At 46.9% G+C, this 25375-nt stretch carries 22 protein-coding genes; 17 read left to right on the forward strand and 5 right to left on the reverse strand.

All coding sequences use genetic code 11. The annotated features are described in order from the left end of the window. The first annotated feature begins 10 nt into the window (after positions 1 to 10). The 11 genes from ACBP46_RS01780 to putP all read left to right on the forward strand — a co-directional run bounded on the left by ACBP46_RS01780 (position 11) and on the right by putP (position 15091). The gene (locus ACBP46_RS01780; RefSeq protein ID WP_371015022.1) at positions 11 to 820 is read left to right on the forward strand and encodes a thiazole synthase; all 810 of its coding nucleotides are present in this window, start codon (positions 11 to 13) and stop codon (positions 818 to 820) included. Between the two features lie 239 nt (positions 821 to 1059). Further along, the gene (locus ACBP46_RS01785) at positions 1060 to 2589 is read left to right on the forward strand and encodes an aminotransferase-like domain-containing protein (RefSeq protein WP_371015023.1); all 1530 of its coding nucleotides are present in this window, start codon (positions 1060 to 1062) and stop codon (positions 2587 to 2589) included. 100 nt (positions 2590 to 2689) lie between these two features. Beyond that, positions 2690 to 3076: a nuclear transport factor 2 family protein gene (locus tag ACBP46_RS01790; RefSeq protein ID WP_371015024.1), complete on the forward strand. Its 387-nt coding sequence runs from the start codon at positions 2690 to 2692 to the stop codon at positions 3074 to 3076. A gap of 5 nt (positions 3077 to 3081) precedes the next feature. Next, on the forward strand, positions 3082 to 4515 hold the full coding sequence (locus tag ACBP46_RS01795) for an NAD(P)/FAD-dependent oxidoreductase (RefSeq protein WP_371015025.1): 1434 nt from the start codon (positions 3082 to 3084) through the stop codon (positions 4513 to 4515). 84 nt (positions 4516 to 4599) lie between these two features. Beyond that, complete coding sequence (locus tag ACBP46_RS01800; RefSeq protein ID WP_371015026.1) at positions 4600 to 5598, forward strand: TRAP transporter substrate-binding protein; 999 nt, start codon at positions 4600 to 4602, stop codon at positions 5596 to 5598. Between the two features lie 82 nt (positions 5599 to 5680). After that, positions 5681 to 6265, forward strand: a complete 585-nt coding sequence (locus ACBP46_RS01805) for a TRAP transporter small permease (RefSeq protein WP_371015027.1) — start codon at positions 5681 to 5683, stop codon at positions 6263 to 6265. Further along, entirely contained in the window at positions 6265 to 7605 is a 1341-nt protein-coding gene (locus ACBP46_RS01810) for a TRAP transporter large permease (RefSeq protein ID WP_371015028.1), read from the forward strand. Before ACBP46_RS01805 ends, ACBP46_RS01810 begins: the two co-directional genes overlap by 1 nt. Positions 7606 to 7615: 10 nt before the next feature. Further along, positions 7616 to 8512: a cache domain-containing protein gene (locus ACBP46_RS01815; RefSeq protein WP_371015029.1), complete on the forward strand. Its 897-nt coding sequence runs from the start codon at positions 7616 to 7618 to the stop codon at positions 8510 to 8512. A 78-nt stretch (positions 8513 to 8590) separates the two neighbouring features. Beyond that, positions 8591 to 9460, forward strand: a complete 870-nt coding sequence (locus ACBP46_RS01820) for an EamA family transporter (protein WP_371015030.1) — start codon at positions 8591 to 8593, stop codon at positions 9458 to 9460. A 113-nt stretch (positions 9461 to 9573) separates the two neighbouring features. Next, entirely contained in the window at positions 9574 to 13518 is a 3945-nt protein-coding gene (gene putA, locus ACBP46_RS01825; RefSeq protein ID WP_371015031.1) for a trifunctional transcriptional regulator/proline dehydrogenase/L-glutamate gamma-semialdehyde dehydrogenase, read from the forward strand. Between the two features lie 85 nt (positions 13519 to 13603). Further along, on the forward strand, positions 13604 to 15091 hold the full coding sequence (gene putP / locus ACBP46_RS01830; RefSeq protein WP_209279760.1) for a sodium/proline symporter PutP: 1488 nt from the start codon (positions 13604 to 13606) through the stop codon (positions 15089 to 15091). A 69-nt stretch (positions 15092 to 15160) separates the two neighbouring features. Here the strand turns inward: putP and ACBP46_RS01835 are convergent, their stop codons facing one another. Next, entirely contained in the window at positions 15161 to 16324 is a 1164-nt protein-coding gene (locus ACBP46_RS01835; RefSeq protein WP_371015032.1) for a linear amide C-N hydrolase, read from the reverse strand. Positions 16325 to 16623: 299 nt separating this feature from the next. On the opposite strand from ACBP46_RS01835, the gene ACBP46_RS01840 reads away from it, so the two are divergent. Beyond that, complete coding sequence (locus ACBP46_RS01840) at positions 16624 to 17493, forward strand: MOSC domain-containing protein (protein WP_371015033.1); 870 nt, start codon at positions 16624 to 16626, stop codon at positions 17491 to 17493. A gap of 19 nt (positions 17494 to 17512) precedes the next feature. Here the strand turns inward: ACBP46_RS01840 and ogt are convergent, their stop codons facing one another. Together ogt and ACBP46_RS01850 are read right to left on the reverse strand one after the other, a co-directional pair. Beyond that, a complete protein-coding gene (ogt, locus tag ACBP46_RS01845) occupies positions 17513 to 18061 on the reverse strand; it encodes a methylated-DNA--[protein]-cysteine S-methyltransferase (protein WP_371015034.1) in 549 nt (182 codons plus the stop codon). Positions 18062 to 18117: 56 nt separating this feature from the next. Further along, complete coding sequence (locus ACBP46_RS01850; protein ID WP_371015035.1) at positions 18118 to 19530, reverse strand: hypothetical protein; 1413 nt, start codon at positions 19528 to 19530, stop codon at positions 18118 to 18120. Between the two features lie 166 nt (positions 19531 to 19696). Between ACBP46_RS01850 and ACBP46_RS01855 the strand changes: the two genes are divergently transcribed. Next, positions 19697 to 20056, forward strand: coding sequence for a carboxymuconolactone decarboxylase family protein (locus ACBP46_RS01855; RefSeq protein WP_371015036.1), 360 nt, complete (start codon positions 19697 to 19699; stop codon positions 20054 to 20056). 65 nt (positions 20057 to 20121) lie between these two features. On the opposite strand, the gene purT is transcribed toward ACBP46_RS01855, so the two are convergent. Continuing rightward, a complete protein-coding gene (gene purT / locus ACBP46_RS01860) occupies positions 20122 to 21321 on the reverse strand; it encodes a formate-dependent phosphoribosylglycinamide formyltransferase (RefSeq protein WP_371015037.1) in 1200 nt (399 codons plus the stop codon). A gap of 233 nt (positions 21322 to 21554) precedes the next feature. Here purT and ACBP46_RS01865 point away from each other — a divergent pair, with 233 nt between their 5' ends. From ACBP46_RS01865 to ACBP46_RS01875, 3 genes are read left to right on the forward strand one after another with little or no spacing between them, the layout of a single operon-like run. Then, a complete protein-coding gene (locus ACBP46_RS01865) occupies positions 21555 to 21881 on the forward strand; it encodes a chromate transporter (protein ID WP_371015406.1) in 327 nt (108 codons plus the stop codon). Further along, on the forward strand, positions 21835 to 22212 hold the full coding sequence (locus ACBP46_RS01870; RefSeq protein ID WP_371015421.1) for a hypothetical protein: 378 nt from the start codon (positions 21835 to 21837) through the stop codon (positions 22210 to 22212). Before ACBP46_RS01865 ends, ACBP46_RS01870 begins: the two co-directional genes overlap by 47 nt. Further along, on the forward strand, positions 22101 to 22463 hold the full coding sequence (locus ACBP46_RS01875) for a chromate transporter (RefSeq protein ID WP_371015407.1): 363 nt from the start codon (positions 22101 to 22103) through the stop codon (positions 22461 to 22463). Before ACBP46_RS01870 ends, ACBP46_RS01875 begins: the two co-directional genes overlap by 112 nt. 32 nt (positions 22464 to 22495) lie before the next feature. Here the strand turns inward: ACBP46_RS01875 and ACBP46_RS01880 are convergent, their stop codons facing one another. Next, the gene (locus ACBP46_RS01880; RefSeq protein ID WP_371015038.1) at positions 22496 to 24451 is read right to left on the reverse strand and encodes an alkyl/aryl-sulfatase; all 1956 of its coding nucleotides are present in this window, start codon (positions 24449 to 24451) and stop codon (positions 22496 to 22498) included. A gap of 159 nt (positions 24452 to 24610) precedes the next feature. Here ACBP46_RS01880 and ACBP46_RS01885 point away from each other — a divergent pair, with 159 nt between their 5' ends. After that, on the forward strand, positions 24611 to 25372 hold the full coding sequence (locus ACBP46_RS01885; RefSeq protein ID WP_371015039.1) for a hypothetical protein: 762 nt from the start codon (positions 24611 to 24613) through the stop codon (positions 25370 to 25372). Positions 25373 to 25375: the final 3 nt, after the last annotated feature.

Below are 25375 nucleotides of genomic sequence, written 5' to 3' on the forward strand. Positions count from 1 at the left end.
AGTAAATTTCATGGCCACAGACCCTTTTGTTTTAGCCGGAAAATCGTATCAATCCCGCTTACTTGTTGGTACAGGTAAGTACAAGGATTTTGAGGAAACGCGTGCTGCCATCCTAGAAAGCGGTGCCGAAATTGTGACTGTTGCTATACGCCGCACCAATATAGGTCAAACCGCCAATGAGCCGAGTTTGCTTGATTATGTGTCGCCAAGCGAATTCACGTATTTACCCAATACGGCAGGGTGTTATAGTGCCCAAGACGCCATTCGCACCTGCCGCTTAGCTCGTGAGCTTTTAGATGGGCATAATTTGGTTAAGCTAGAAATTTTTGGCAGCCCGTCCAACCTTTACCCTAATATGCCTGAAACCCTAGCGGCTACCAAAGAGCTAGTGCGTGATGGTTTTAATGTCATGGTGTACTGCTCAGACGATCCTGTACAAGCCAAGATGTTAGAAGATTTAGGTTGTGTGGCGGTTATGCCCTTAGCGTCGATTATTGGTTCTGGCATGGGGATTCTGAACCCGTGGAATGTACAACTCATACGTGAACAAATATCCGTGCCTGTGTTGTTAGATGCAGGGGTGGGAACGGCATCAGATGCCACTATAGGGATGGAGTTAGGCTGTGATGCGGTGTTGATGAATTCGGCTTTGGCCTATGCCCAAGACCCTATACGCATGGCTCGTGCGATGCGTCGCGCAGTACAAGCAGGGCGTGATGCGTATTTGGCGGGCCGGATGCCTAAAAAGCATTATTTGGCTGAGCCTTCTTCACCTACAACAGGGTTAATTCATACTCAGTCACAACCTGTGGCTCAATAAAGTCCTACCCGAATACGTCTTTACGACATAGAACACGGTCTAGACCACAGGCTCTGAAAGGGCTTGTGGTCTTTTTTTATTAAATCGCGCGGAAAACCCCGCCGTTCAGGGCGGAGATGAATAGCACTAAAGCCAAAAGTCAGCGCACTAAAAAATTGACAAGTTAAGGAAAAACCGAATAGAAAAAAGGTTGGCGATCGGTTACTTTTCAATTTGGCTCATATAAATGGAGAGGGACGATGAATAAAGAGTCAAGTGGCGTGATGTGGCGGCAGCAGTTTTTACGTCATGCGAACCTTGGTCTCAGCCTACAAGCTCAGGTGCGCCAGATGGTAGTGGGTGTGGTGCTCGAGGGTCAGTGGCCCACAACCATGGCTATTCCCTCAAGTCGGGAAATGGCTGAAATACTCGGTCTAGCGCGTAATACCGTAGTCATTGCCTATCAAAACTTGGTGGACGAGGGCTATTTAATTGCTTACGAACGTCGCGGTTATTTTGCCAACCCGGCACTCATGCAACAAATCAAACATGCACCGCGTCAAGCTAAGGACATTGACCCCGAGCAACGTCCTAACTGGAGTCATCGTTTTCGATTTGATCCTGAGGCCCAGCGCAACATCACAAAAAAAGCCAATTGGCGTCAATACCCTTATCCATTTATCTACGGTCAGTTCGATAGTGAAACTTTCCCAAGTGCCGCGTGGCGTGCATGTTGTATGGCGACTCTCAGTGCGCTTGAGGTCTCAGAGTGGGCCCAAGACATGTTCATGCGTGACGACGAGGGTCTAATTAAACAGCTACGTCTGCGCGTCTTGCCGCGCCGTGGGGTCTGGGTGAATGATAATGAGCTTGTTATCACTGTGGGGGCGCAGCATGCCCTGTATTTGCTAGCCGATTTACTGGTTGGGCCAGACAAAGTTGTTGGTATCGAGGACCCTGGTTATCCCGATGCACGCAATATTTTTTTAAGTCGCACTCAACAGGTTCAGCCTTTGCCCATTGATGCAGAGGGGCTAATTATTAATGAGGATGCGTTAGCCCGCTGTGACTATGTGTATGTTACTCCTAGCCATCAAAGCCCGACTACTGTGCGCATGAGCCTGGAGCGTAAACAGGAGCTTTTACGGTTGGCACAAAAGCACGACTTCATTGTTATTGAAGACGACTACGAGAGTGAAAACTGCTTAACGAATGAAGCGTCCCCTAGTTTAAAAAGCTTAGATCAAACCGGACGCGTTATTTACATCAGCAGTGTATCCAAAGTACTAGCTCCGGGCATCCGAATGGGTTATGTGGCAGCTGATCCAATTTTAAGTCAGCGTTTACGCGCTATTCGTCGTTTAAATATTCGGCATCCTACGGCTTATATGCAACGCGTTTTTGCGCAGTTTTTATCGCTAGGCCATTACGACGCGGTGTTACGCAAGCGTGCTGCTCTGCTCAGCGATAAAGCCGAGGTGTTAATGCGTGCTCTCGATGAGCACTTACCTTTTCTGCATTATCAATACATTAGTGGCGGAGCTGCGTGTTGGGTTGAGTGCCCTCCGGTCATGAATTCTCATGAATTAGCTCAAGCAGCTGAACAGCAAGGAGTACTGATCGAGGTAGGGGATGTTTTTTTTACTAAAAGTACGGAAAATCAGCACTTTTTCCGCTTAGGGTTTGCCTCTATACCTCACCACAAAATTGAGCCTGGAATTCGGCAGTTAGCGTCTGTAATCCGCATGCTTTATGGGTTTGGTGAAAGACGGCATGCCAAGGCCATTTAATCTGGACCAATCGATTGTCTCCAGTTGGTTCTACGAGCTCTGCAGCACATTCAGTATGTTGGATAGAAGCATAAAATTTGAGCTACACACGGAGACAATCATGTCAGAAAAAAACTTAGCCCTTTTGAAAGAATTCGCCGCCGCTTGGAACCGTCATGACCTTGATGCACTAATGAGCATGATGACCGAGGACTGTGTGTTTCACACGGTGGCCGGAGATGGGCTACGCGGAACTACTCACACCGGTCAAGCTGCTGTGGCTAAAGCCTTTGAGCAGGCTTGGTTAACTTGCCCAGATGCACAGTGGACAGATTTTATTGCCCAAGTTGTGGATGATTTTGGTTTCTATAGCACCACTTATTCTGGCACAACGGCAGATGGGATGCGCACTGAAGCTCGCATGGTGGATTTGATTACATTCCGCGACGGAAAAATTGCAATCAAAGACGCTTACAGAAAAAATCGTCCTGCATTTAAAAGTGAGTAAGGGCCATGAACGCATCAAACATGGAGCTATTGCGTAATCAGGCCACTTCGGCCCGATCTGCCTATGAGCCAGGTTATGACCCAATGCTCGATGCCACACCAGGGGCAGGAGTAGATTATGCGCCAACCTACTGGATCGGCACCGCAGGCGAACCGCCCGCTGATGATGGCCCTATTCAACACGATACCGAGGTTGAGGTCGCCATCATTGGAGCTGGTTTTACTGGTTTAACCACGTCTATTTTTCTGGCCCAAGAGTACGGTATTCAGTCCATTGTTCTCGAGGCAAACCGTACCGCCTGGGGTTGCAGCACCCGCAATGGTGGTCAAGCACAATGCGCTTCTGGCCGTCTGAAGCGCTCGCAGTGGATTAAGCGTTGGGGTTTGGACACCGCACTGAAAATGCACCGTGAGTGTGTAGAGGGCATGGAAAACTTCAAAGAGCTGATCAAGGATATCGATTGTGATCCTCAGCCTGGTGGTCATTTGTACATTGCGCACCGCGCCAAAGTGATGCCCACTCTAGAGGCTGAAGCCAAATTATTGCGTGAAACCTTTGGCTATAACGCTCAAATCCTTGATGCGCAAACAGTTAAAGAGCAATGGGTGGGCGACCAAGAAGCCCAGGGCGCTATGCACGAGCCTGAGGGCATTGGTGTGCATGCCGCTAAATTAGCTTTTGGCTACATAAAAAAAGCACGCGCCTTAGGCGTAAAAGTGCATCCGGCTAGCCCTGTAGCAGGGTGGGAAACGCGTAATGGTTATCATTATTTGCGTACCCCTGGGGGTGTAGTCCGTGCCAAAACCGTAGCGGTAGCGACGGGTGGGTATACCTCTAATCACCTACACAAAGAATTTAAAAACCGCTTGATGCCAGTGTTGTCCAACTCGGTGGTCACACGTCCTTTGACACCTCAAGAAATAGAAGCATGTCATTTCCATACGCATCAAGTGCTTACTGATACGCGTGTTTTACGTAATTATTATCGCTTATTGCCCGACAATCGCTTGCAAATAGGCAGTCGTAGCGCGATCTCTGGTCGTCAAGCCCCCGAGGACAAGTACGAAAAGAATCTACGCGATGCCATTGCCCGTAAGTTTCCAGCTTTAGCCGGTATTGAGTTGGATTATTCTTGGTGGGGTTGGGTAGATGTCAGCCATGACATGATGCCTCGCATCGTACAGCCAGATGCCAAAGAACGTATTTTTTATGCGATGGGGTATGGCGGTAATGGGGTGATGTACTCATCCCAAGCAGGACGTCGCATGGCACAACGTATTGCGGGGCATGGTGCTGAGCTGGATTTACCCATTTTCCAAGATCGATTGCCATTTCCTAATGTGCGTGAAATGGTGGTGTCCGAAGCCTTTGCGCCATTTAGACGCATAGGACAACGCTTCTTGTATCGCTGGTACCACTTAAAAGATGAAGTGTTGTAAGTCGTAGTTTCACAAAGGGTTACTACAGTAGCCCCCTACATACCAATACCTCTTAAAAAATACACAAAGAGGAAGGAGACAAACATGAAACTGAAGAAAAAACTGTTAATGCCATTTGCTCTAAGCATGGGCTTGTTAATGTCGAGCATGGTCTCGGCTCAAACCTTCAAGGTAGCTATTGGTGATGCCCAAGGCGGCACACAGTATGAACTAGCCAAGGCTTTTGCAGAAAAGCTGAACGAAAAAACTGACGGCAAAGCCAAAGCCGATTTATTCCCAAATAGTCAGCTTGGTGATGAACAAGACACCGTAAACGATGCCGCGATGGGGTTATTGGATTTTTCGGTGCTTGCTATCAATAACGTCACACCTTTTTCTCCCTCAGTCGCTATTTTGACGTTGCCGTACTTAATTCAAAGTGCAGACGAAGCCAAAGAGCTCACCTTAGGGCCAGTGGGTCAAGAGCTCACAGAAAATACGATTCGTGATGCCGGGGTACGGATTATTGGTTGGTCATACTCGGGCTTTAGAGTATTGACGAACTCCAAGCGTCCAGTGAAAACACTAGAGGACCTGAAAGGTCTTGTGATCCGCGTCCCTAAAAATGAAATCATGGTCTCTACTTACAATGCTTGGGGTTTAAACCCTAACCCATTGGCTTGGACAGAAACCTTTACGGCATTACAACAGCGCGTTGTTGATGGGCAAGACAACCCCTACATTACAGTAGCGGCAATGAAGTTTGATGAGGTACAAAAATACATTACCAATATTCGTTACTTGTTCTCGCTAGAGCCGCTTGTCGTCAGCGAACAGGTGTTCCAATCACAAACACCTGAGATGCAGAAAATTATCCTAGAGGCTGGTCTAGAAGCCACTGAGCACAGCTTTACTTACTTAAACGAAACCGAAAAAGAAATTAAAGAGCAGTTGACTGCCGCTGGTATGGAAATTGTTGATCCTGCCAATGACGAAAAAGAGTGGATCGATGCAGCAACCAGTCAGGTTTGGCCTAAGTTTTATGATGTGGTCGGCGGCAAAGAACGCCTAGATGAAGTCATTAATAGTCTAAATCGTTCCTAACTGTACTTAGCGTGAGCTACCCCTAGTAGCTCACGCTTTGGTGTTTATTGGTTCTATTGATTCGCTGCAACTGGAGGTAGTCATGTCGGTAAAAGCGAAATTACTGCATGTGCTGGATCATGTTGAGGAATATGTGTGTGGCTTATTGCTCGCCGTATTTGTCACCTTATTATTTGTACAGATTATATTAAGGCAGTTTTGGGGCTACTCCATTCCTTGGGGAGAAGAGCTCGCTACTTATATGTTTGTGTGGTTTGCGTACTTGGGGGCCGTGGTGGCTGCCAAAATGTCGGCCCATAACCGAGTTACGTTTCAGTTTCGTTGGTTTCCGCCCATTGTAAAAAAAATCAGTGAGGGCATTGCCGACCTTATTTGGGTTGCATTTAACTTGTACTTCACTTGGCTAAGCTATGACTTTGTCTTTAATCGCATGAATTTGTTTTGGAAGTCGCAAACCATGGGCATCCCAATGAAGTATTTCTTTATGGTGCTACCAGCCGCTTTTTTACTGATGTCCATTCGAATTCTTTGGAATAACTACTTATTGTTTTTTAAATCTGTGGAAATTGTGGATCCAGAGACTCAAGAGCTTCAAGAGATCACAGAAACTGCCCAAGCAGCTCAAAACCCCACTAGTGCTCCTTCGCAGTTAAAGGGAGTCGCATAATGGAACAGTATATTGTGGCGTTGTTGTTTGGCAGCTTTGTGGTGCTGCTATTAATCGGGGCCCCCATAACGGTATCGTTAGCTGGTGCGGCCCTTGTGGCGTTTTTAACGTTAGGTAAAAACCCCATTTCGTTTGTACAAATTGCGTTTACCTCGGTGGGTAGCTTTCCGCTGATGGCTTTGCCAGCGTTTGTGCTGGCAGGAGCCCTGATGGAGGCCGCAGGCATTTCGCGGCGTTTGGTTGATATTGCGGAAACCTTAGCTGGGCCCATTACAGGGGGGTTAGGGGTAGCCACCGTTTTAGCTTGTTTGTTTTTTGGCGCTATTTCCGGTTCGGGGCCTGCCACCACCGCTGCGGTGGGCATGTTGATGATCCCCGCCATGACCAAACGCAATTATTCGTTGGACTATGCCTCTGCTTTAACCGCTTCCTCAGGGGGCTTGGGTATTATTATTCCACCTTCTATCCCCATGGTGATTTTTGGTATTTCGGCCTTGGGTTTACAGCCACCGCCCGAAGCCGTTGCGCAATATGGTCAATTTAGCTCGGTATCCATCTCAAAGCTGTTTATTGCTGGTGTAGTACCAGGGCTAGTAATGAGCTGCAGCTTGCTGATTTTAAATTATATTATCTCTCGTAAAGAAGGCTATGCCGGCACCAAAGAAGGCTGGTCTGCTATAGAGGTTCTGCGGGCTTTACGTCGTGGTGTTTGGTCTGTATTAGCCCCCTTAATTATTTTAGGTGGTATTTATGCCGGCTTTTTTACGCCGACAGAATCTGCTGTAGTCGCGGTATTTTATACCGTGTTCGTAGGGATTTTTATTCACCGTGAGCTCAATTTGAGTAAAACGTTTCATGCGTTACGCACCACCACATGGATTACCGGGCGTGTATTGCTGATTTTGTTTGCCGCCACGGTATTTGGGCGCTTATTGGTAGAGCAACGTATTCCTGCAGTGATTGCAGAGTCGTTATTAAGCTGGACCGACAACATGTATGTGATTTGGACTCTACTCATCGCTTTTCTGCTGTTTGTCGGCATGTTTATGGAAACTCTAGCAGCCATCATGATTTTGGTGCCTGTGCTCTTGCCCGTTACCTATATGTTTGGCATAGATCCGACTCATGTAGGTATTGTGGTGATTTGCGCCTTGTCAGTGGGCTTTGTGACTCCACCTTTAGGTGAAAACCTCTTTGTGGCTTCCGGTATTGGCGGGGCTACAGTAGAAAAAATTGTGGCGCGCGCATTGCCCTTTGTTGGGGCTTATGTGGTTGCTATTTTCATTATTGCTTTTGTGCCCTCGCTTTCTCTCTGGTTACCCAGATTAATGGGGTATTAATGTGAAAAAAATGTCTTATATCAAGCAAGTCACTGGCGCTATGGTTGCGGCGGCGTTAGGCTCAGTTACCCCGCCAGCCGCTGCTCAAGAGCTCTTATTGGCCGAAGCGACCATGCAGACTAAACCGACGGTAGAGCAACGTGTCCATCAGCTATTGCAGCGTGCTGTGCAGCATATAAAAAACAAAGGAGTGGTGGGGGTCAATGACTTCAACCGCGACGCGCGTTTTGTGGACAGAGACCTCTATGTGTTTAGCCTCAATACAGAGGGCATTTTGCTTTCTAGTGGGGGTTGGTCAGCCACGCTGATAGGTGAAAACGTACTAGATCAAACCGATACAAACCAACGACCATTTTTTAAAGAAATAATCGAAAGCGTTAAAAGCCAAAAGCAGGGGACGGTGCAGTATCAGTGGTATAACCCTGCAGATGGCGGCATGGACGCCAAGCTAACTTCGTTTGAGTTGGTTGATGGTATTGTTGTGGCAGTGGGGTATTTCCCAGTAGCGCCCACCTTAGAACAGGTACAAAACGTGCTAGACGAGGCGGTGCATAGTTTTGAGGTCGATCCAGAGGGCGCATTGCGTAAATTTGCAAACCGTACTGGCGAGTTTCAGTTCAGAGGTTTACGTGTGCTCGTATTAGATCTAGAGCAGCAGAATGTGCAGTTTGATGCTGCTGAACGTTACCTGAAAGGCGTGAGTTTGGCTGATGTGGTGGATGTGACAGGGCGGCCATTTTTATTAGAAATGGCAGATTTAGCTCAAACCGAGTTTACCCAGCAGTTAGATGCGCTTATCTTAAACTTGAAAACCAAGCGTGTGGCAGTACAGCGTATTTTTTTCAAACGCATTGGCTCTCATGTAATTGGTGTGCAAGCAGAGATCAAAGAAAACACAGAACTATAACTGCGTTTTTTTCTCTTTAGCCCTCTGTGTTTGTTTGAGCACAGAGGGTTTTTTTATTTGCGTTAAAGGTACAAAAGGGTGACTTTTTCCAATTTGATTCTTATTGTTGCTGCGGCGTTATTGCATGCACTCTGGAATTTACTCGCTAAAAAAGCGGCAGCAGTTGGTGCAATCTTTGTGTTTGCTTATGCCTTGGCAGCAACGTTGGTGTATGCTCCGCTTGCCATCTGGGTGCTGTGGTCAAATGCAGCGCACTGGACGGGATGGATGCTAGGCGCTATTTGCCTAAGTGCGTTGATTCATTTGGCCTACAGCTTGAGCCTGCAGCGAGGCTACCAACAAGCGGACTTGTCAGTGGTTTATCCTATTGCCAGAGGTACTGGCCCTTTGCTTGCGACCCTAGGTGCAGTGGTTTTTCTTCACGAGCCCATATCAGTGGTAGGCGTAGTGGGGTTGGTTTTAGTGGTAAGTGGTATTTTGTTGATTGCCTCTAATGGGCGCTTGGCGTATTTGCTGCACCCTAAAGCGCGTTCAGGCTTACGGTGGGGGTTTCAAACCGGCTTGTGCATTGCTATATATACTGTTTTTGATGCTTACAGTATCAAGGTATTATTAATTAGTCCGCTCGTCTTGGATTTTGGCAGCAATTTGCTGCGCACGGTGTTACTCACACCCTACGCGTTAAAGGCTAACACCTTAAAAAAAATGCAGGGGTACTGGGGCTTGGCTGTATTGGTTGGTGTGCTATCACCGCTTTCCTATATTTTAATACTGTATGCATTGGGTTTAGGCGCACCGTTAAGTGTAGTGGCTCCAGCACGCGAGCTATCTATGATGATTGGTACCTTGCTTGGCTTTATTTGGCTCAAAGAGCGGGCTAGCTGGGGACGCCTTTTGGGCTGTGTGATTTTGATTGGTGGGGTCGTCTTACTTGGGCTGAGCCATTAAGGGTATGTACTGATGGGGTGCAACCCGTTCGGGTACTAAAATTCAACCCGTGGTTTATGTGGGTTGCACCTTTTATTATTTTTAGTGCAACCAAAGCTAAAAGGATGAGTGTTATGAGTTCTACTACCTTAGGTGTCAAAGTGGATGCCGCCCTGCGGGCGCGTATTCGAGCAGCAGCAGAGCGCATTGGACGCACTCAGCATTGGTTTATTAAGCAAGCGATTTATTCCTTTCTTGAGGATATCGAGGCAGGACGATTGCCGCCATCATTAGCGCATTTAGTCGAAGCCGATCAGGGTGATATTAAAAGCCTCGAAGAGGCCGGACTTAGTTTGGCTACAACTGAAAAAGTCCAACCGTTTTTGGATTTTGCCCAATCAGTAGCGCCTCAGTCGGTATTGCAGTCCGCTATTACCAGTGCTTATCGTCGTGCAGAGTCCGAATGCATGCCGTTACTTATTGCTTTGGCCGATCAAGGCCCACAAAAAACACAGGTTGAAGCCTTAGCGCGCAAATTAGTCGAAGCTTTACGCAGCAAGCGTCTAGGCAGCGGCGTCGATGGCTTAATTCACGAATACTCTTTATCTAGCCAAGAAGGCATTGCCTTAATGTGTTTGGCGGAAGCCTTGCTGCGTATTCCAGATAAAGCCACTCGTGATGCCCTAATTCGCGACAAAATCAGCAAAGGTGATTGGCAATCTCACATGAGCTCTGGCTCGTTATTTGTAAACGCCGCGACATGGGGGCTAATGATTACGGGCAAGCTGGTGTCCACCAATAGCGAACGTGGCATGTCTTCAGCACTAACACGTATGATTAGTAAAGGGGGCGAGCCGCTGATTCGAAAGGGTGTAGACCGAGCCATGCGCTTAATGGGCGAGCATTTTGTGTGTGGGGAAACCATTGCTGGAGCCTTGGCAAATAGTCGTAGCTGGGTGAACAAGGGGTTTACGTATTCCTACGATATGCTGGGCGAGGCTGCTATGACGGATGCCGATGCGTTGGCGTATTATGCCGCGTATGAGCAGGCTATCCACGCCATTGGCAAAAACTCTGCCGGTTTAGGTATTTATCAAGGCCCAGGCATTTCCATTAAGCTGTCAGCCTTGCATGCGCGCTATTCCCGTGCCCAACACGAACGAGTGATGCACGAGCTGTATCCTCGTTTATTACAGCTAACGGTGTTGGCACGTGGGTACGATATAGGTATTAATATTGATGCCGAGGAAGCCGATCGTCTAGAAATCTCATTAGAGCTACTAGAGAAACTTTGCTTAGAGCCACAGTTGGCAGGCTGGAATGGGATTGGCTTTGTAGTGCAAGCGTATCAAAAGCGTGCTCCGTATGTGTTGGACTACCTCATTGATTTAGGCCGTCGTACCAATCACCGTTTGATGGTGCGCTTGGTAAAAGGGGCCTATTGGGATACAGAAATTAAACGCGCTCAGGTTGATGGTCTAGAAGGCTACCCTGTGTTCACCCGAAAAATTCATACAGATGTGTCGTATTTGGCATGTGCACGCAAACTGCTTGCCGCACCGGATGCGATTTTCCCGCAGTTTGCTACGCATAATGCACATACAGTGGCTGCCATTTACCACATGGCCGGAACAAATTATTATGCCGGTCAGTACGAGTTTCAGTGCTTGCATGGCATGGGCGAACCGTTATATGAAGAAGTGGTGGGCGCAGTAAGCGCTGGCAAGCTAGCACGTCCATGCCGTATTTATGCGCCAGTGGGCTCGCATGAAACTTTATTAGCCTATTTGGTGCGCCGTTTATTAGAAAATGGGGCGAACTCTTCTTTTGTAAATCGTATCGCCGATGAAAGTGTTCCTGTTGACGAGTTAATAGCAGACCCAGTAGAGCAAAGTTTAGCTGTGCACCCCGTCGGGGCACCGCATCCGCTTATTCCTCTGCCTGTGGATTTATACCGTCATCAGGGCGAAGAGCGTCAAAACTCACAAGGGTTAGATTTATCAAATGAACACCGTTTGGCTTCTTTGTCTGCGGGTTTATTAGCAAGTACGGCTCGAGACTGGTTAGCGGTGCCTGCCACCCTTGATGAGACCGAAGAGGTCGCTAGTCGCTACAGAGATGTACTGAACCCTGCGGATCACCGTGATGTGGTCGGGCAGGTGGTATTCAGCGAGCCAGCAGAGGTACAGCGGGCTTTAGAGCGAGCAGAGAGCGCTGCACCCATATGGGCAGCTACACCCGCACTAGAACGCGCGCAGTGTTTATTGCGTGCTGCGGACTTATTGGAATCCCATACTCCCGAGCTTATTGCTTTGGCGGTACGCGAGGCAGGTAAAAGCTATAGCAATGCTGTAGCTGAAATTCGTGAGGCTGTGGATTTCTTGCGCTACTACGGTCGCCAGATAGCACAGCAGTTCGAGGCGGATACCCACCGTCCATTAGGGCCAGTGGTTTGTATTAGTCCATGGAACTTTCCTCTGGCTATTTTCTTGGGCCAAGTTTCAGCCGCTCTGGCCGCAGGGAATGTGGTCTTAGCCAAACCTGCAGAGCAAACCAATTTAATTGCCCAGCAAGGGGTGCGTTATTTACACGAGGCCGGTGTACCCCAAGACGTGTTGCAGTTAATTCCTGGGGCTGGCGATGTGGGTGCTGCATTAGTGCAGGACGCACGCGTGCAGGGTGTTATGTTCACGGGCTCTACCGAGGTTGCGCAGCTGATTGCTAAGCAATTGTCCACACGTCTAAATAAAGCAGGTCAACCTATACCTTTAGTGGCGGAGACCGGTGGGTTAAATGCCATGGTGGTGGATTCCTCTGCCTTGGCAGAGCAGGTGATTGCAGATGTGATTACTTCTGCATTTGATTCAGCGGGGCAGCGTTGTTCAGCATTGCGCATCTTGTGTTTACAGGATGAGGTCGCAGACACTATGTTGACGATGTTACGCGGTGCCATGCAAGAGTTACAGGTAGCGAATCCAGATCGTTTATCTACAGATGTGGGGCCTGTTATTGATGCAGAAGCTCAGCAAAATATCCAGCGTCATATTGCGCACATGCGACAAAAAGGTTTTGTGGTTGAGCAGCTTGAGTTAGCCCAAAGTTGTGCTCAGGGCACCTTTGTTGCCCCTACTATTATTGAGGTCAATGAAATTGCCGATGTGGAGCGCGAAGTGTTTGGTCCAGTACTGCATGTACTACGTTACAAACGCTCAGAAGTCAGCAAATTGATTGAGCAGATTAATACCAGTGGGTATGGCTTAACGTTTGGCGTGCATTCCCGCATTGATGAAAGTATTGACAAGCTTGTACAGCAAGTGCGCGCTGGCAATATATACGTGAACCGCAACATTGTTGGGGCGATTGTAGGCGTTCAACCGTTTGGTGGTCAGGGTTTATCAGGCACCGGCCCTAAAGCAGGTGGGCCTTTATATGTGCCGCGCTTATTGGCCTCAAGCCCAGAGCAGCTAGTGATGGGGGCTACCCCCTCCGAGGGTCCTATACAAGCTTTACAACACACATTTGTTAATTGGGTGAAAACACACTACAGCGCAGACCAGTCTGCTCAAATTCAAAAAATTATTGATTTGAGCTTATATGGCCTACAGATGGCGCTGTCTGGGCCTACCGGAGAAAACAATAGCTACCATTTGCAGCAACGGGGTCAAGTGCTGTGCATGCCGCAAACCGAGTGGGGGGCGACAATTCAATTAGCTTGTTGCTTGGCTACAGCTAACCAACCCATTGTTGTACTTGACCATAATAAACAAAGACTGAGCCATTGGTTGCAGCAGCTACCTAAGGATGTGGCAGCCTTTGTAATTCAAGCCTCTAGCGTAGAGCAGGCCGTAAAACAGCAGACGCCAGGGGCGGCGTTATTTGAAGGGGACGGCGACGAGTTATTGGTGGTCGCCCAGCAATTAGCTGAACATTCTGCAGTTATTATTCAACCACAAGGACGCACCGTGGCAGAACTCGAGGAGGGGAAAAGCTACCGATTAGAGCGGCTATTGGTCGAGCGATCGTTAAGTGTGAATACGGCAGCTGCCGGAGGAAACGCAACGCTAATGGCTATGATTTAAGCGTTATTACATTTTTATGCAGGCGGCTTACGCCTAGTCCATCAAACGTAATGCACTATTACGTATAAAACAAAGGGGTGAAAAAATGGACGTAATTAGTACTCCAGTCATTGTCATGTTCGTGATTTATATCGCGGCCATGCTGCTTATTGGCTGGCTAGGTTATCGATCCACCGAAGACTTATCCGACTACATCTTAGGGGGCCGAAAGTTAGGCCCATTTGTAGTGGCTTTAGCTGCGGGTGCTTCAGACATGAGCGGCTGGTTACTGATGGGCCTACCTGGGGAGGTCTACAGCACCGGTATTTCTGCCTCATGGATCGCCATTGGGTTAATCATCGGTGCGTATTTTAACTGGTTGTTTGTGGCCGCTCGTTTACGTGTTTATACGGAACGCTCGGGCAATGCCTTAACCCTGCCCGACTTTTTCTCTAATCGGTTTGAGGACAACAAAAATATCTTACGTATTGTGTCTGCCATAGTAATTTTGGTATTTTTCACCTTGTACTGCGCCTCGGGTGTAGTGGCCGGAGCGCGCTTATTTGAAAGCATGTTTGGCATGTCGTACACCACTGCAATTTGGCTTGGGGCATTTTGTACTATTGCTTATGTGTTTATTGGGGGTTTTCTGGCGGTCAGCTGGACGGACACCATTCAAGCCTCTCTTATGTTCACGGCGTTGATTTTGACTCCGCTCATCGTGATGCATCATGCCGGTGGTTTTGGCGAGGCCGTGGGTGCAGCGCAAGCTCTAAACGTCAGTAGTACTGATCTATTATCAGATGTATCTAAAGTGGGGATTATTTCTGCTCTAGCATGGGGCTTAGGCTATTTTGGTCAACCTCATATTTTGGTGCGGTTTATGGCGGCCGACTCCGTACAAAGTATTCCTCGCGCACGCCGTATTGGCATGACATGGATGATTTTGTGTTTGGCCGGTGCGGTAGCTGTTGGTTTTTTTGGTATTGCTTATTTTGAAGCACACCCAGAACAAGCCGCTGGTGTAACGGCTAATGCAGAACGTGTGTTTATCGAACTGTCTATCTTGTTATTTAACCCATGGATAGCAGGTATTTTACTCGCAGCGATCTTAGCCGCAGTGATGAGCACTCTTTCTGCACAGCTATTAGTGTGCTCCAGCTCGCTAACCCAAGACATCTATAAAACTTTCTTACGTCGCGATGCTGGCGATAAAGAGCTCGTTTGGTTTGGACGTTTGATGGTGTTAGCAGTCGCTTTAATAGCCATTGCATTGGCCTGGAATCCAGAGAGCCGAGTCTTATCTATGGTCAGCTATGCATGGGCTGGCTTTGGGGCTGCGTTTGGTCCAGTAGTGATTCTTTCATTGGTCTGGCGTCGTATGACCTTATCCGGCGCTTTAGCGGGCATGGTTGTAGGTGCTGTTGTGGTCTTGCTTTGGAATCATTTCGCTTGGTTTGGCTTATATGAAATTATCCCTGGCTTTGTTTTGGGCGCGTTGGCTATTTATGTTGTAAGTTTACTGAGTCCTGCTCCGGCAGCCAGTGTGACCCGCGTATTTGACGAGGTGCAATCCGAAGTCCAAAAAATGTAATCGAGCATTAACTTAAAAAAAGGGTAGCCAGCATTATGCTGACTACCCTTTTTTATGGAGTGTTAGCGTTTAGGACGCCTGCAGTAATTGCTCTGTAAGATCTAAGCCTTTGGTGTGGTCAAGTTTATCGAGTGCAATTTGCTTGGTTTTACCGTTTTTTATGAGCGGAGCTAAATCCAATCGGCCGTAGTTTAGGTCGGCGTAAGTGCGCACGTAGTAATGACCTTGTTGCAAATCACTAAGAGTAATCCAAGAGGTATACTCAGAAATATGATCTGGGTTGTCACCAACAGAGGGAGCCAACATATCCATAGCGCTTGCACCGATACGCGAATACACCGTAGCGCCACGGGGGCGATCAAAGTTGTTCATAATGTGAGCGAGTGTATTCACCGCTTTTTCAGGTGTTTTTACTTTCTCGGTGAACTGAGAATAATAGACAGCTCGTACAAAACGGCCTACCGACGTGTTTGAGGACGGTAAACCCTCAGTAGCAATACCTGAGTCCGGCTGGCTGAAGTGCTGACCATTAAATTCGGCCGTGGATTTATCCATATTGTTCAGATAAGTGTAATTACCTAAATTGGTTAAATGCCAAGGCAATGAAGGACTGTTGGTCATGACCCCAACGGGATTGTCATACACGTGTTGTTGACCATTGCTGAACTCCACCACAATAGATGCCCCTGTTGCATCATGCAGCGTGTAATGAAAAGGGGTTTTCATTAGCCCCAAGGGTAGCAGCGCAGTAACCAGCACCGGTTGGGTTTCTAAGGCTTCTTTTACCTCGGCAACAGTAGCAAACCGAGCTAACGCCCATGCCCCTAAGTCTATAGCTGACAACACCGCTTGGTTGGTTTGAAAGTGATCCGCGGGCCCATCCGTGGTCGCATAGGCCAACATACCAAAATTCAAGCCTTTTTCATTCATGCCATCAACAACTTTAAGCTCTTTATTTAGCGGATCGGGCACGTTAATAGAAAGAAAAGCATATTTGCTTTTGAAATCTAATGCATGGTGATGAGCGGCCTCAGATCCAAATGTTGTATTTTGTGGGGTAAACCGTACTTGGTACGGCATTTCCAAGGGCAACTCTAAAGTGCGACCTGCATAGTGAGCACCGTTGGCATCGGTGTACAACAACGAGGTACAAGCAAACAGGCTTTGAACCGGACCAAGAAGTACAGCTGCTGTAGTGGCAACTGCTATTTTCTTTAAAACAAACTTTTTCATAGGTGGCGTAGTGTAAAGAAAAGGAGCAACAGCCTGCCGTGATAAAGGACGGAGCCAAAATTCTCTCGCTTCGATCAAGTTAGGCAACGGGTAGTGACTTACTTGTACTATGGATTACGAATTAAAAAAAGAGGAATAGAGCTCCTCTGTAGAAAAGTAGGTTAGTCGCTTTGCATTTACATTTTATGGCCGTGGGTTGATAGATACACTTTGCGTTCCTATACACGTAAAACCAGTCGGCCATCCACGTGTGTTACAACCCATTTTAACGCGTAGTTTTACTTATTACGGAGTCAACAGTGAACGTCACCATCACACAGTTAATTACTTATCCCGTGAAGTCGTGTGCGGGTATTCAGCTAGAGCACAGTGCTATTGATTACCACGGTTTACAGTGGGATAGACAATGGGTGGTGGTTGATGAGCTGGGGCAAATGCTAACACAGCGCACGCTACCGCAAATGGTATTAGTGCAGCCTAGCCTAAGCGATCAATACTTGCATTTAAACGCTCCGCACATGCCAGAACTCAGGTTAAGCTTGGCAAGACCACATACACCCGCGACGCGCGTGCAGATTTGGGATGACGTAACATGGGGAGCGGATCAAGGTGAGTCCGCCACAGATTGGTGGAGCCAGTATCTACAGCAACCGTGCCGCCTGCTGCGTGTTCACACTCAGGCGCAGCGTGGACTTAATCAAACATGGGTTCGGAAGTGGTTGCAAGCAGACACGGTCCCTGCTCATACGGCAGGCTTAGCCCAAACGACGTTTGGTTTTGCAGATGGTTTTCCTTTTTTGATTTGTAATGAAGCCTCATTAACAGAATTAAATATACTGATTAACGAGCAGGGCGCCGCGCCGGTGGGCATGGACCGATTTAGGCCCAATATTGTGATTCAGGGTTTAGAGGCTTACGATGAGGACCACCTGTTAAGCTTAGGTAACGCGTCACTACAGTTTGCTAAGTTAAAAAACTGTACGCGTTGTCCTATGCCGAATGTGGATCCTAGCAACGGTGTGATGGGTCTACAGCCTGCACTGGCTTTGCGTGATAGCAGACGCACCATAGAAGGGGTGACATTTGGGGTGAATGCCGCTTTGTACAGTGCAGCAGCTGACGCCGTGTTAGACGTAGGCCACACTCTGCAAGCAGAGTTTACTTTTTAAATAGGCATTTACCGGTAGATTAAAGCAACACGCCTTCGTGTTGTAGTAGCCACTTTTTACGCTCAAGGCCGCCGGCATAGCCGACTAGTTGGTGTTTGTTACCTATAACGCGGTGGCACGGTATAACGAGGCTAATGGGATTCGCGCCATTTGCGGTACCTACAGCTCGCATGGCATTGGGGCGTTGTATGTATTCAGCCAGTTGTTTATAGCTCCATGTTGTGCCGCATGGAATATGCTGTAAGCCAGCCCATACCTGTTCTTGAAAAGGGGTGCCTTGAACAAAAAAGGCCACGGTGTTTAATGCTTCTAGCTGACCAGCAAAATAATGCTGTAGTGCGGTGGTGGCGGGGCTGGGCTTAGGGGCTGGCTGAATGTGTATAGATGTCCGAGGATAATGACGCACCAATAGCTGTTGCATACGTGTGCTGTATTCAGACCAGTCAATAGCCCTAGCTCGACCGTCCGCATCCATTAAGACAATAAGCTCGCCAATGGGAGTGGAAAGGCGTTCTTCGAATAAATTTAGCACAGACATCACTTCCCCTTGCAGATTGATTTCATTCATGATTTTAGCGCCATGTCTGTGCTTTTGCCTATGGTTTATTGAACAAGAGGCGTTAGTTACTCCTCATCAATACTGATTTCATAGGATTGGGTTTGGCTTTGACTATCAAACGAAGTGGCTAAGAGTTGATATTCTCCTGGTTCTAGCCACATAGAAATTGCCGCATTTAAATCACCACCGCTGTCATCATCTTCTGCTATCAGATTATTATTCTGCAACAACTGCAAGTACGTATCAAACCGTTCAGCATTCATGCGAATCACATAGTTTCCCGCTTGGGTAATCGACACGGAGAAAAGGTCAGCATCTATATTGGGATGTAAACGTTGCGAGGAGCGTTGATTTGGGCGTAGCGTTTTACTAGAAAGCGGCTGAGCAATAACCTCAGCGGAAGCAGAGAGCTCGTAAAGACCGGATTGATTATCACCGCTGACCTCAAGAGTATGCGTACCGGCAGGCAGATAAGCACGGATTTGTTGCGCACTGTTGGGGGTGTTACGGCTGTGATAAGGACCTAATTGTAAACTTCCTGTAAATGTAGGGCTATGTAATCGAGCGGTAACAATCTGAGGAGCGTCTAAGTGGAATGTAAAAGAAATAGGTTGATTGCTGTATAAGCCAGAGCGAGGTTGTCCATCTAAAACTAGCTCATCCCCTTGTGTGTTGAGCTGTATTGACTCGGGGCTTAATTCTTGTTGTTGTATGCTCAAGGCAATCCCCCCTGAAAACTGCTCATCTCCCATGGCGGAGGTGGCTTCAAGTAGGTAATCGCCCGCTTTTAAGTAGCGGCTTAGGCGCGCATTTAACTGCTCTCCGCCGTCATCGTCTTGCGCAATAACTGTGCCATCAACGGCTTTAAGGCTAAGAAAAGGGTCTAATGCCGGATTCATAGCTTTAAGATCCATCACATACAGCCCATCTGCTGCTATGTGTAATGGATACGTCAGGGAAGCGGATTGAGCCCAATCGAATAGGTCACTCTGAGCCGTAAGCGGCGTACCAGTAAATTGCTTGAGTTCGCTGACTTGCACGCTGAAAGGACCAAATGAGGCGGTATCTTTGCCACTGACAGCAAGCTGATATGATCCCGTAGCAGGAGCCTTGAAAAGCAGAGTCGTTGCGGACTGATCTGTAGAGCAAGCAAAGCAATGGTTATCTGAATCGGTACGCTCAACAAGTAAATTTTGGTGCAGAGCACTAATTTGCGCGCGTAACGGCCCTTTAACTTCAACTTTAACTAATTGATTGGCATTAAGTTGAATGTCATACACGGTGCTGCGTACGCCATTGCTCACATTTAGCAAGCTCTGGCTAGTAATTTCCCCTGTTTGCTTTTGATTTAGCTGCAAGCTTGGGTAGTCCGTGAGGGTAGACGAGTCTGAGGCAGGGGCGTAATGGAAATATGCATAGACACCGGCACCCGTTAAGAGCGCTCCGCATAACGCGGCGCTTAAAGTTGTTAATTTCATTGTGATGTTTTTTATAAAAAATGAATTTTTGGCCGAGCTTAATAATTTTATAAGACTACCTATGTTCTGCTAAACAAAGAATGGTTTAGTTACGAGTCGGTTCAAATCTTGAATTAAATATGGGTTTATATAATATTAATATGTATATTATTTGTGGAGATTTATAATGACACAGCAATACCATCAATTAAATCAAGACATTGGCGGTAATCTCGCTTCACTACGCAGTGGCATACCCCAAGTCATGGAGGGTTTTGGCGCTATGGTTAAAGCAGCAAATGTGGAAGGCACCTTAGACTCTAAAACCAAAGAGCTTATTGCTTTGGTCTTGGGCGTGGCTATGCGGTGCGATCCTTGTACAGGTTTTCATACCAAAGCATTGGTAGATTTAGGTGTTACCGAGGCTGAAATACAAGAAATGCTAGGTGTAGCCATCTATATGGGCGGGGGGCCTTCTATGATGCATGCAGCCAATGCTATGACCGCATTTAACGAGTTTTCAGAGGCCAAAGCGGTAAATTCATAATTGGCTTTAGGTCAAAGAGCACCACTAGGGCGCTCTTTGTAATGAAAAAGATCTGCTTGATACTATTAAGCGGGTTTGACTTGAATCGTCGAGCTGACTTGTTTGGCACGCTCGCGTGCAGTATTTACATCATCTGCCGCAGCCAGAGCCAAGCCCATACGACGGCGCTTAAAGCTTTGAGGTTTTCCAAATAAACGCACATCACTTTGCGGTACGAGTAGAGCTTGGGCCACGTACTCGAACATAACAATTTCCGTATCCACTCCACCATAAATCACTGAGCTAGCGCCTGCTGAGCGTAAGGTGGTGTCGACCGGTAAGCCCAAAATAGCACGCGCGTGCAGTTCAAATTCACTTTGAGTTTGGGTCGTCATGGTCACCATGCCTGTATCATGTGGACGTGGGCTGACCTCGCTAAACCAGACCTCATCACCACGCACAAAAAGCTCAACCCCAAACACACCTAAACCACCTAGATTTTGTGTGACGGATTGAGCAATGGCTTGTGCTTTTTGAAGCGCAGCGGTGCTCATGGGCTGAGGTTGCCAGCTTTCCACGTAATCGCCATCGACTTGTTGATGTCCAATAGGCGCACAAAAATCCGTCACTACCTGACCTTGGCTAAGGCTGCGTACGGTCAACAACGTGATTTCGTAATCGAAATCAATAAAGCCTTCGACAATAACGCGCTGCTGGCTAACGCGGCCTCCATCCATAGCGTAATGCCAGGCTGTCTCGATATCGGCAGCTGAAGCGATTTTGCTTTGACCTTTGCCAGAACTGCTCATGAGCGGTTTGATGACGCAAGGATAGCCAATACGACTTTCAATGGCTTCGGTTAACTCGTCTAAGGTATTACAAAAAGCATAAGGACTAGTGGGAACCTCAAGTGTTTCCGCCGCCAAACGACGAATGCCCTCGCGATCCATAGTAAGTTGGGTAGCGCGTGCAGTAGGAATAACACGTAACTTTTGTGCATGTTCAAACTCTGCTAATACCGATGTGGCAATGGCTTCAATTTCCGGCACAATAATATCTGGTTTAACGGTTTCAATGACTGTACGCAGTGCTTGCTCATCACTCATATCAATGGTGTAAGCATGGTGCGCCACCTGATGTCCAGGTGCGTTGTCATAGCGGTCAACAGCAATGGTTTCAGCACCTAAGCGCTGCAACGCAATAATCACCTCTTTGCCTAACTCACCAGCGCCTAACAACATCACTTTAGTTGCACTATGGCGTAGCGGGGTGCCTAGTGGTTTCATTACATACTCCATCAATAAAAAGCGTATCGCCAAATAGAATCAAAAAGCTATTGTAAGCGGTAGTGCTTTAAATGATTCAAACAGTAAGTTTTTTGAAACACTTGCGTTAAAAAAATCCACATAAAGCTAGGCTATGATGAGTTTTTGTGTAGTCACTTTAATAACGATTTTTATTCAGGCGCAGTAGGTCTTTCAGCTCAAACACAAATCAATGTTTTGGATCTATTTTTTTTATTTTCTTTTGTTTGGGTCTAACGTCTTTTGGTGGTTCTGTGGTCCATCTAGGCTTTTTTAGAGATGAGTTTTTAAAACAACGGGCTTGGTTATCCGAATGCAACTATGCCGAGCTTATTGCCTTATGTCAGCTTTTGCCTGGTTCTGCTAGTAGCTGTGGCAGTAGTAGCGCAAGCAATTTGGGGTATGGCAAGGCAATTATGTCGTGCTGTAGCGCGCAGCGTGATCATGCTTGCAGCTGCTGGCCTAGTCTTGCGTTTTACGTGGATTGGGGCTTAGGTGCTGATTATGTTGGGGGCGGCAACAATAGGCGCACTCTTATTTAAACCCATCACGTCACATCATAACGAAGCCTTAACGCTTCACGTCAGTCTGCGCATGGAGCAATTGGCTTTGCTGATTTTTGTTGTGTTGTTGCTGGGTCTACCTTGGTTAGCTCATAATTTTGCAAACCATACAGCCGTGCTAGTTGATACGTTTTTTAGAGCGGGCTCGTTGGTTTTTGGTGGCGGTCATGTGGTGCTGCCCAAGTGGTATCTGGTCCTTTGTATATCTTTGCGTCTTTTTTTAGGCGCAGCCATGTCCACTGCGCCCAACGGATGGTTAGAGGGGATGGTGGCAGCAGTAATAGCTATTTTTTACCTTCTTTTCTTTTAGTGATTGGGGCGATCTTTTTTTGGGAGCGCTTGCGCCAAAACTCTTACTCCCAAACGGCTTTAATCGGCATTAAAGCCGCTGTAGTGGGCTTATTGCTCGCTGCTTTTTATCATCTTATTTGGTTTAGTAATATTCACAGTCCTTTTGACGTGTTATGGGCTGCCATGGCGTTTATAGCCTTGACTTGGATGCGTTGTCCGCCTTGGTTAGTAGTGGTGTTGGGAGGCGTGCTGGGGGGAGTCCTGCTTTAATCCCCCTTTCAAGAGTTGCTTTGTAAGAAAAGTTATGGAGTCACAATTGCAAACCACAATTCAGGGCTTTCAAAGAGATTCGCAAAACTCATTAATACTTGAGGGTCGCCTGTTAGCTCTACTGTACCTGCTTGTATGGCTTCTCTCCAATTTAGCTGTTGGAGTTGAATTTGATTGAACGTCTCTTTATTTAGCCGTAATGTGACTTGTGGTTGACTCTTGCTTTTAGTTGAGTAATTTAAGACGGAGTTTTTTATTGAAACCGTATACGTTTTATCTAAATCAATAAAATTAAAAGCCAGAATGAGATCTTGGTCTTTTACCTTCTCTGCATCTAGACGAACAGATAAAAAATCAAATAAAAGACCAGGGTTCATCGCCTTTAATACATCAGAGCTAGTGTTAGCAGGAGGAGTAAGAGTGGGTTTTCCTTGTCGGAGCTCAAGGGCTCCTTGCAAATAAATAGAGCGCCAAGGACCTGACTCGGCTTGATAGCCTAGCTGCTCATATGCATCTGCTAATAAGTTTTTGGATTCAGTATCCTCTGGGTCTGCAAAGACAGCATGCTTGACTACGGTGGCAACCCATCTATAGTTTCCTGCCTCGTAGTCCTGTTTAGCCTTTTCTAATAAGGTGTCCCTTCCTATGTAGTCTAAATAGTGTTGAGCAACAACAGCAGGAGGTAGGCTGTCTAAACTGGATGGGTTACCGTCATACCATCCCATGTAATATTGGTATACAGCTCGGGCATTATGCTTCAACGTACCGTAGTAACCACGACTATCCCAACGCTGATCAAGCGCTGTGGGTAGCTCGATCAGCTCGGCTATTTCTTCGCCTGTATATCCTTTATTCATTAAGTTGACAGTACGGTCATGTATATATTTATAAAGGTCACGTTGATGAGAAAGGTAGTCCACAATGGCTTTGTTGCCCCAAAGCGGCCAGTGATGACTTTGAAACTTAACCTCAATATCAGGGCCATAGCGGTCTAGAGTTTCATTAAGATAATAAGCCCATTGTTTTGCATCCCGCACTTGTGTCCCACGCAAAGATAATACGTTGTGCATAGTGTTGGTGGTGTTCTCAGCCATCCACATAGCTTTGTACTGTGGTAAGTAAATATTCATTTCTACAGGTGCTTCCGTGCCAGGCGTAAGTTGAAACTCCATCTCTATTCCATCAATGGTCTGTTTTTGACCCGTACTGTGAATGGATTCTGTAGGAGCAATCAAAGTCATCGTGCCTAATGGGTTTGTCATACCTAACCCAGATCCCACACTATGCTCAGGTCCACGAGGTAAAAAAGCACCATACATGTAGGTGGCGCGTCTTTTCATTGCATTACCTGTAATAACTCCTTCGTTGATGGCGTGTTCCATAAATCCTTCAGGTGCAATAATGGCTGTTTTTCCAGATAGTACATCCGCTTCATCTACTATTCCTTTTATGCCTGCGTAATGATCTACATGCGGGTGACTATAAATAACGGCACGAATAGGTAATGCAGCCACCTGCTCTGTGATAAGTGCATACGCGGCGGCGGCTGTTTCTTTAGAAGTACCCACATCAAATACAACCCACCCTGTTGCACCACGTATAAAGGTAATGTTTGAAAGGTCGTAGCCGCGTACTTGGTATATTCCTTCGGTTACCTGATAAAGGCCGTCTAAAAGATTCAATTGTGATATACGCCATAAGCTTGGATTGACGCTAGCAGGGGCTTGAGCGTCCAGTTTGATAAATGACTTGTAGCTACTTAAGTCCCAAACTGTACGATCTGTTGAGTCCTTAATAGTCAATGAGGGGGCTCTGTAAATAAGACCTTTTTCAGCTCGTTGAAAATCGTCCTTATCATGAAAAGGCAGAGCTTGGAGTACTTGCTGTTGATGGGATTCAGTATGTGAGCTAGCCGGGGCAGCCCATAAATCGATAGGGCTAAGTCCTAAACCTAAGATACAAAAAGAGAGAACAACAAACTTGCGCATGAGAGCCTCAACGTAAAGAGTCATAATTAATACAAAAAGTGTACGTATGAGAGCTTTTTTTTGCTCAGTGCGTTTAGTCAGTATGAAAAATTATTAAATGTTTATTAAACGCTGAGGTCGTAGAGTGTAGTTTTGGTTCTGAATCTGGGTGTATGCATAATGAAAAACATACTAGGAGTAGGCGTGGGGTTGCTGATGGGTTTGGGCAGTGTGCAGGCTCAACTACAAAACGAAGCTAATAATCCCTTAAATCCACGTCCCTTATTAAGCTTGCATGATTACTATGTTCCCAAACTCAATGAGTTAGAACACTCATGGGCCAATCAAGCCATTTTACGGGGAGTATTGCCTAATAAGACCTTCGGCTTACCGCAGCTGTGGCGGTTTAATTTACCAGTCGTATCCTTGCATTATGATCGCTTGGGTAATCGATCTGGCTTAGGTGATTTGAGCTTGATGGATATTTTCATGAGCTCAAATGAGAATTTTTCGTACGGTGCAGGGCCATTATTGGTCATTCCCACGGCGTCTAATGACTATACGGGACAAGGGAAATGGCAGATTGGGACTGCAGGTGCCATCGTAGCGACTCGGCCTTGGGGGTTGATGGGAGGATTGGTCACTTATCAACAATCGTTTGCTGGTAGCTCGTCAAGACAAAGTGTACGAATGATGACAGCACAGCCAGTTGTTTTTTACAATTTATCTAATGAGTTTTACCTACGATCAAGTGGTGTCTGGACTTTTGACTTAAAAAATCACACCCATTTTATGCCTATTGGTTTAGGTTTAGGTAAGGTCATGCGCATGGAGGGCAATAAAACTATTAATGCTTTTATTGAGCCTCAGTACTCGGTTGCCACCAAGGGAGTAGGTGTACCTAAATGGCAGATTTTTACAGGCATAAATTTCCAATTTTAAAAA

Origin of the sequence: Paenalcaligenes hominis (genome assembly GCF_041359055.1) — a bacterium.
Lineage (GTDB): Bacteria > Pseudomonadota > Gammaproteobacteria > Burkholderiales > Burkholderiaceae_B > Paenalcaligenes > Paenalcaligenes hominis_A.

Excerpts from the sequence above, each read along its gene's own strand:
- ACBP46_RS01780 (WP_371015022.1), top strand. The coding sequence starts at position 11 with ATGGCCACAGACCCTTTTGTTTTAGCCGGAAAATCGTATCAATCCCGC.
- ACBP46_RS01785 (WP_371015023.1), top strand. The coding sequence starts at position 1,060 with ATGAATAAAGAGTCAAGTGGCGTGATGTGGCGGCAGCAGTTTTTACGT.
- ACBP46_RS01790 (WP_371015024.1), top strand. The coding sequence starts at position 2,690 with ATGTCAGAAAAAAACTTAGCCCTTTTGAAAGAATTCGCCGCCGCTTGG.
- ACBP46_RS01795 (WP_371015025.1), top strand. The coding sequence starts at position 3,082 with ATGAACGCATCAAACATGGAGCTATTGCGTAATCAGGCCACTTCGGCC.
- ACBP46_RS01800 (WP_371015026.1), top strand. The coding sequence starts at position 4,600 with ATGAAACTGAAGAAAAAACTGTTAATGCCATTTGCTCTAAGCATGGGC.
- ACBP46_RS01805 (WP_371015027.1), top strand. The coding sequence starts at position 5,681 with ATGTCGGTAAAAGCGAAATTACTGCATGTGCTGGATCATGTTGAGGAA.
- ACBP46_RS01810 (WP_371015028.1), top strand. The coding sequence starts at position 6,265 with ATGGAACAGTATATTGTGGCGTTGTTGTTTGGCAGCTTTGTGGTGCTG.
- ACBP46_RS01815 (WP_371015029.1), top strand. The coding sequence starts at position 7,616 with ATGTCTTATATCAAGCAAGTCACTGGCGCTATGGTTGCGGCGGCGTTA.
- putA (WP_371015031.1), top strand. The coding sequence starts at position 9,574 with ATGAGTTCTACTACCTTAGGTGTCAAAGTGGATGCCGCCCTGCGGGCG.
- putP (WP_209279760.1), top strand. The coding sequence starts at position 13,604 with ATGGACGTAATTAGTACTCCAGTCATTGTCATGTTCGTGATTTATATC.
- ACBP46_RS01835 (WP_371015032.1), bottom strand. The coding sequence starts at position 16,324 with ATGAAAAAGTTTGTTTTAAAGAAAATAGCAGTTGCCACTACAGCAGCT.
- ogt (WP_371015034.1), bottom strand. The coding sequence starts at position 18,061 with ATGAATGAAATCAATCTGCAAGGGGAAGTGATGTCTGTGCTAAATTTA.
- ACBP46_RS01850 (WP_371015035.1), bottom strand. The coding sequence starts at position 19,530 with ATGAAATTAACAACTTTAAGCGCCGCGTTATGCGGAGCGCTCTTAACG.
- ACBP46_RS01855 (WP_371015036.1), top strand. The coding sequence starts at position 19,697 with ATGACACAGCAATACCATCAATTAAATCAAGACATTGGCGGTAATCTC.
- purT (WP_371015037.1), bottom strand. The coding sequence starts at position 21,321 with ATGAAACCACTAGGCACCCCGCTACGCCATAGTGCAACTAAAGTGATG.
- ACBP46_RS01880 (WP_371015038.1), bottom strand. The coding sequence starts at position 24,451 with ATGCGCAAGTTTGTTGTTCTCTCTTTTTGTATCTTAGGTTTAGGACTT.
- ACBP46_RS01885 (WP_371015039.1), top strand. The coding sequence starts at position 24,611 with ATGAAAAACATACTAGGAGTAGGCGTGGGGTTGCTGATGGGTTTGGGC.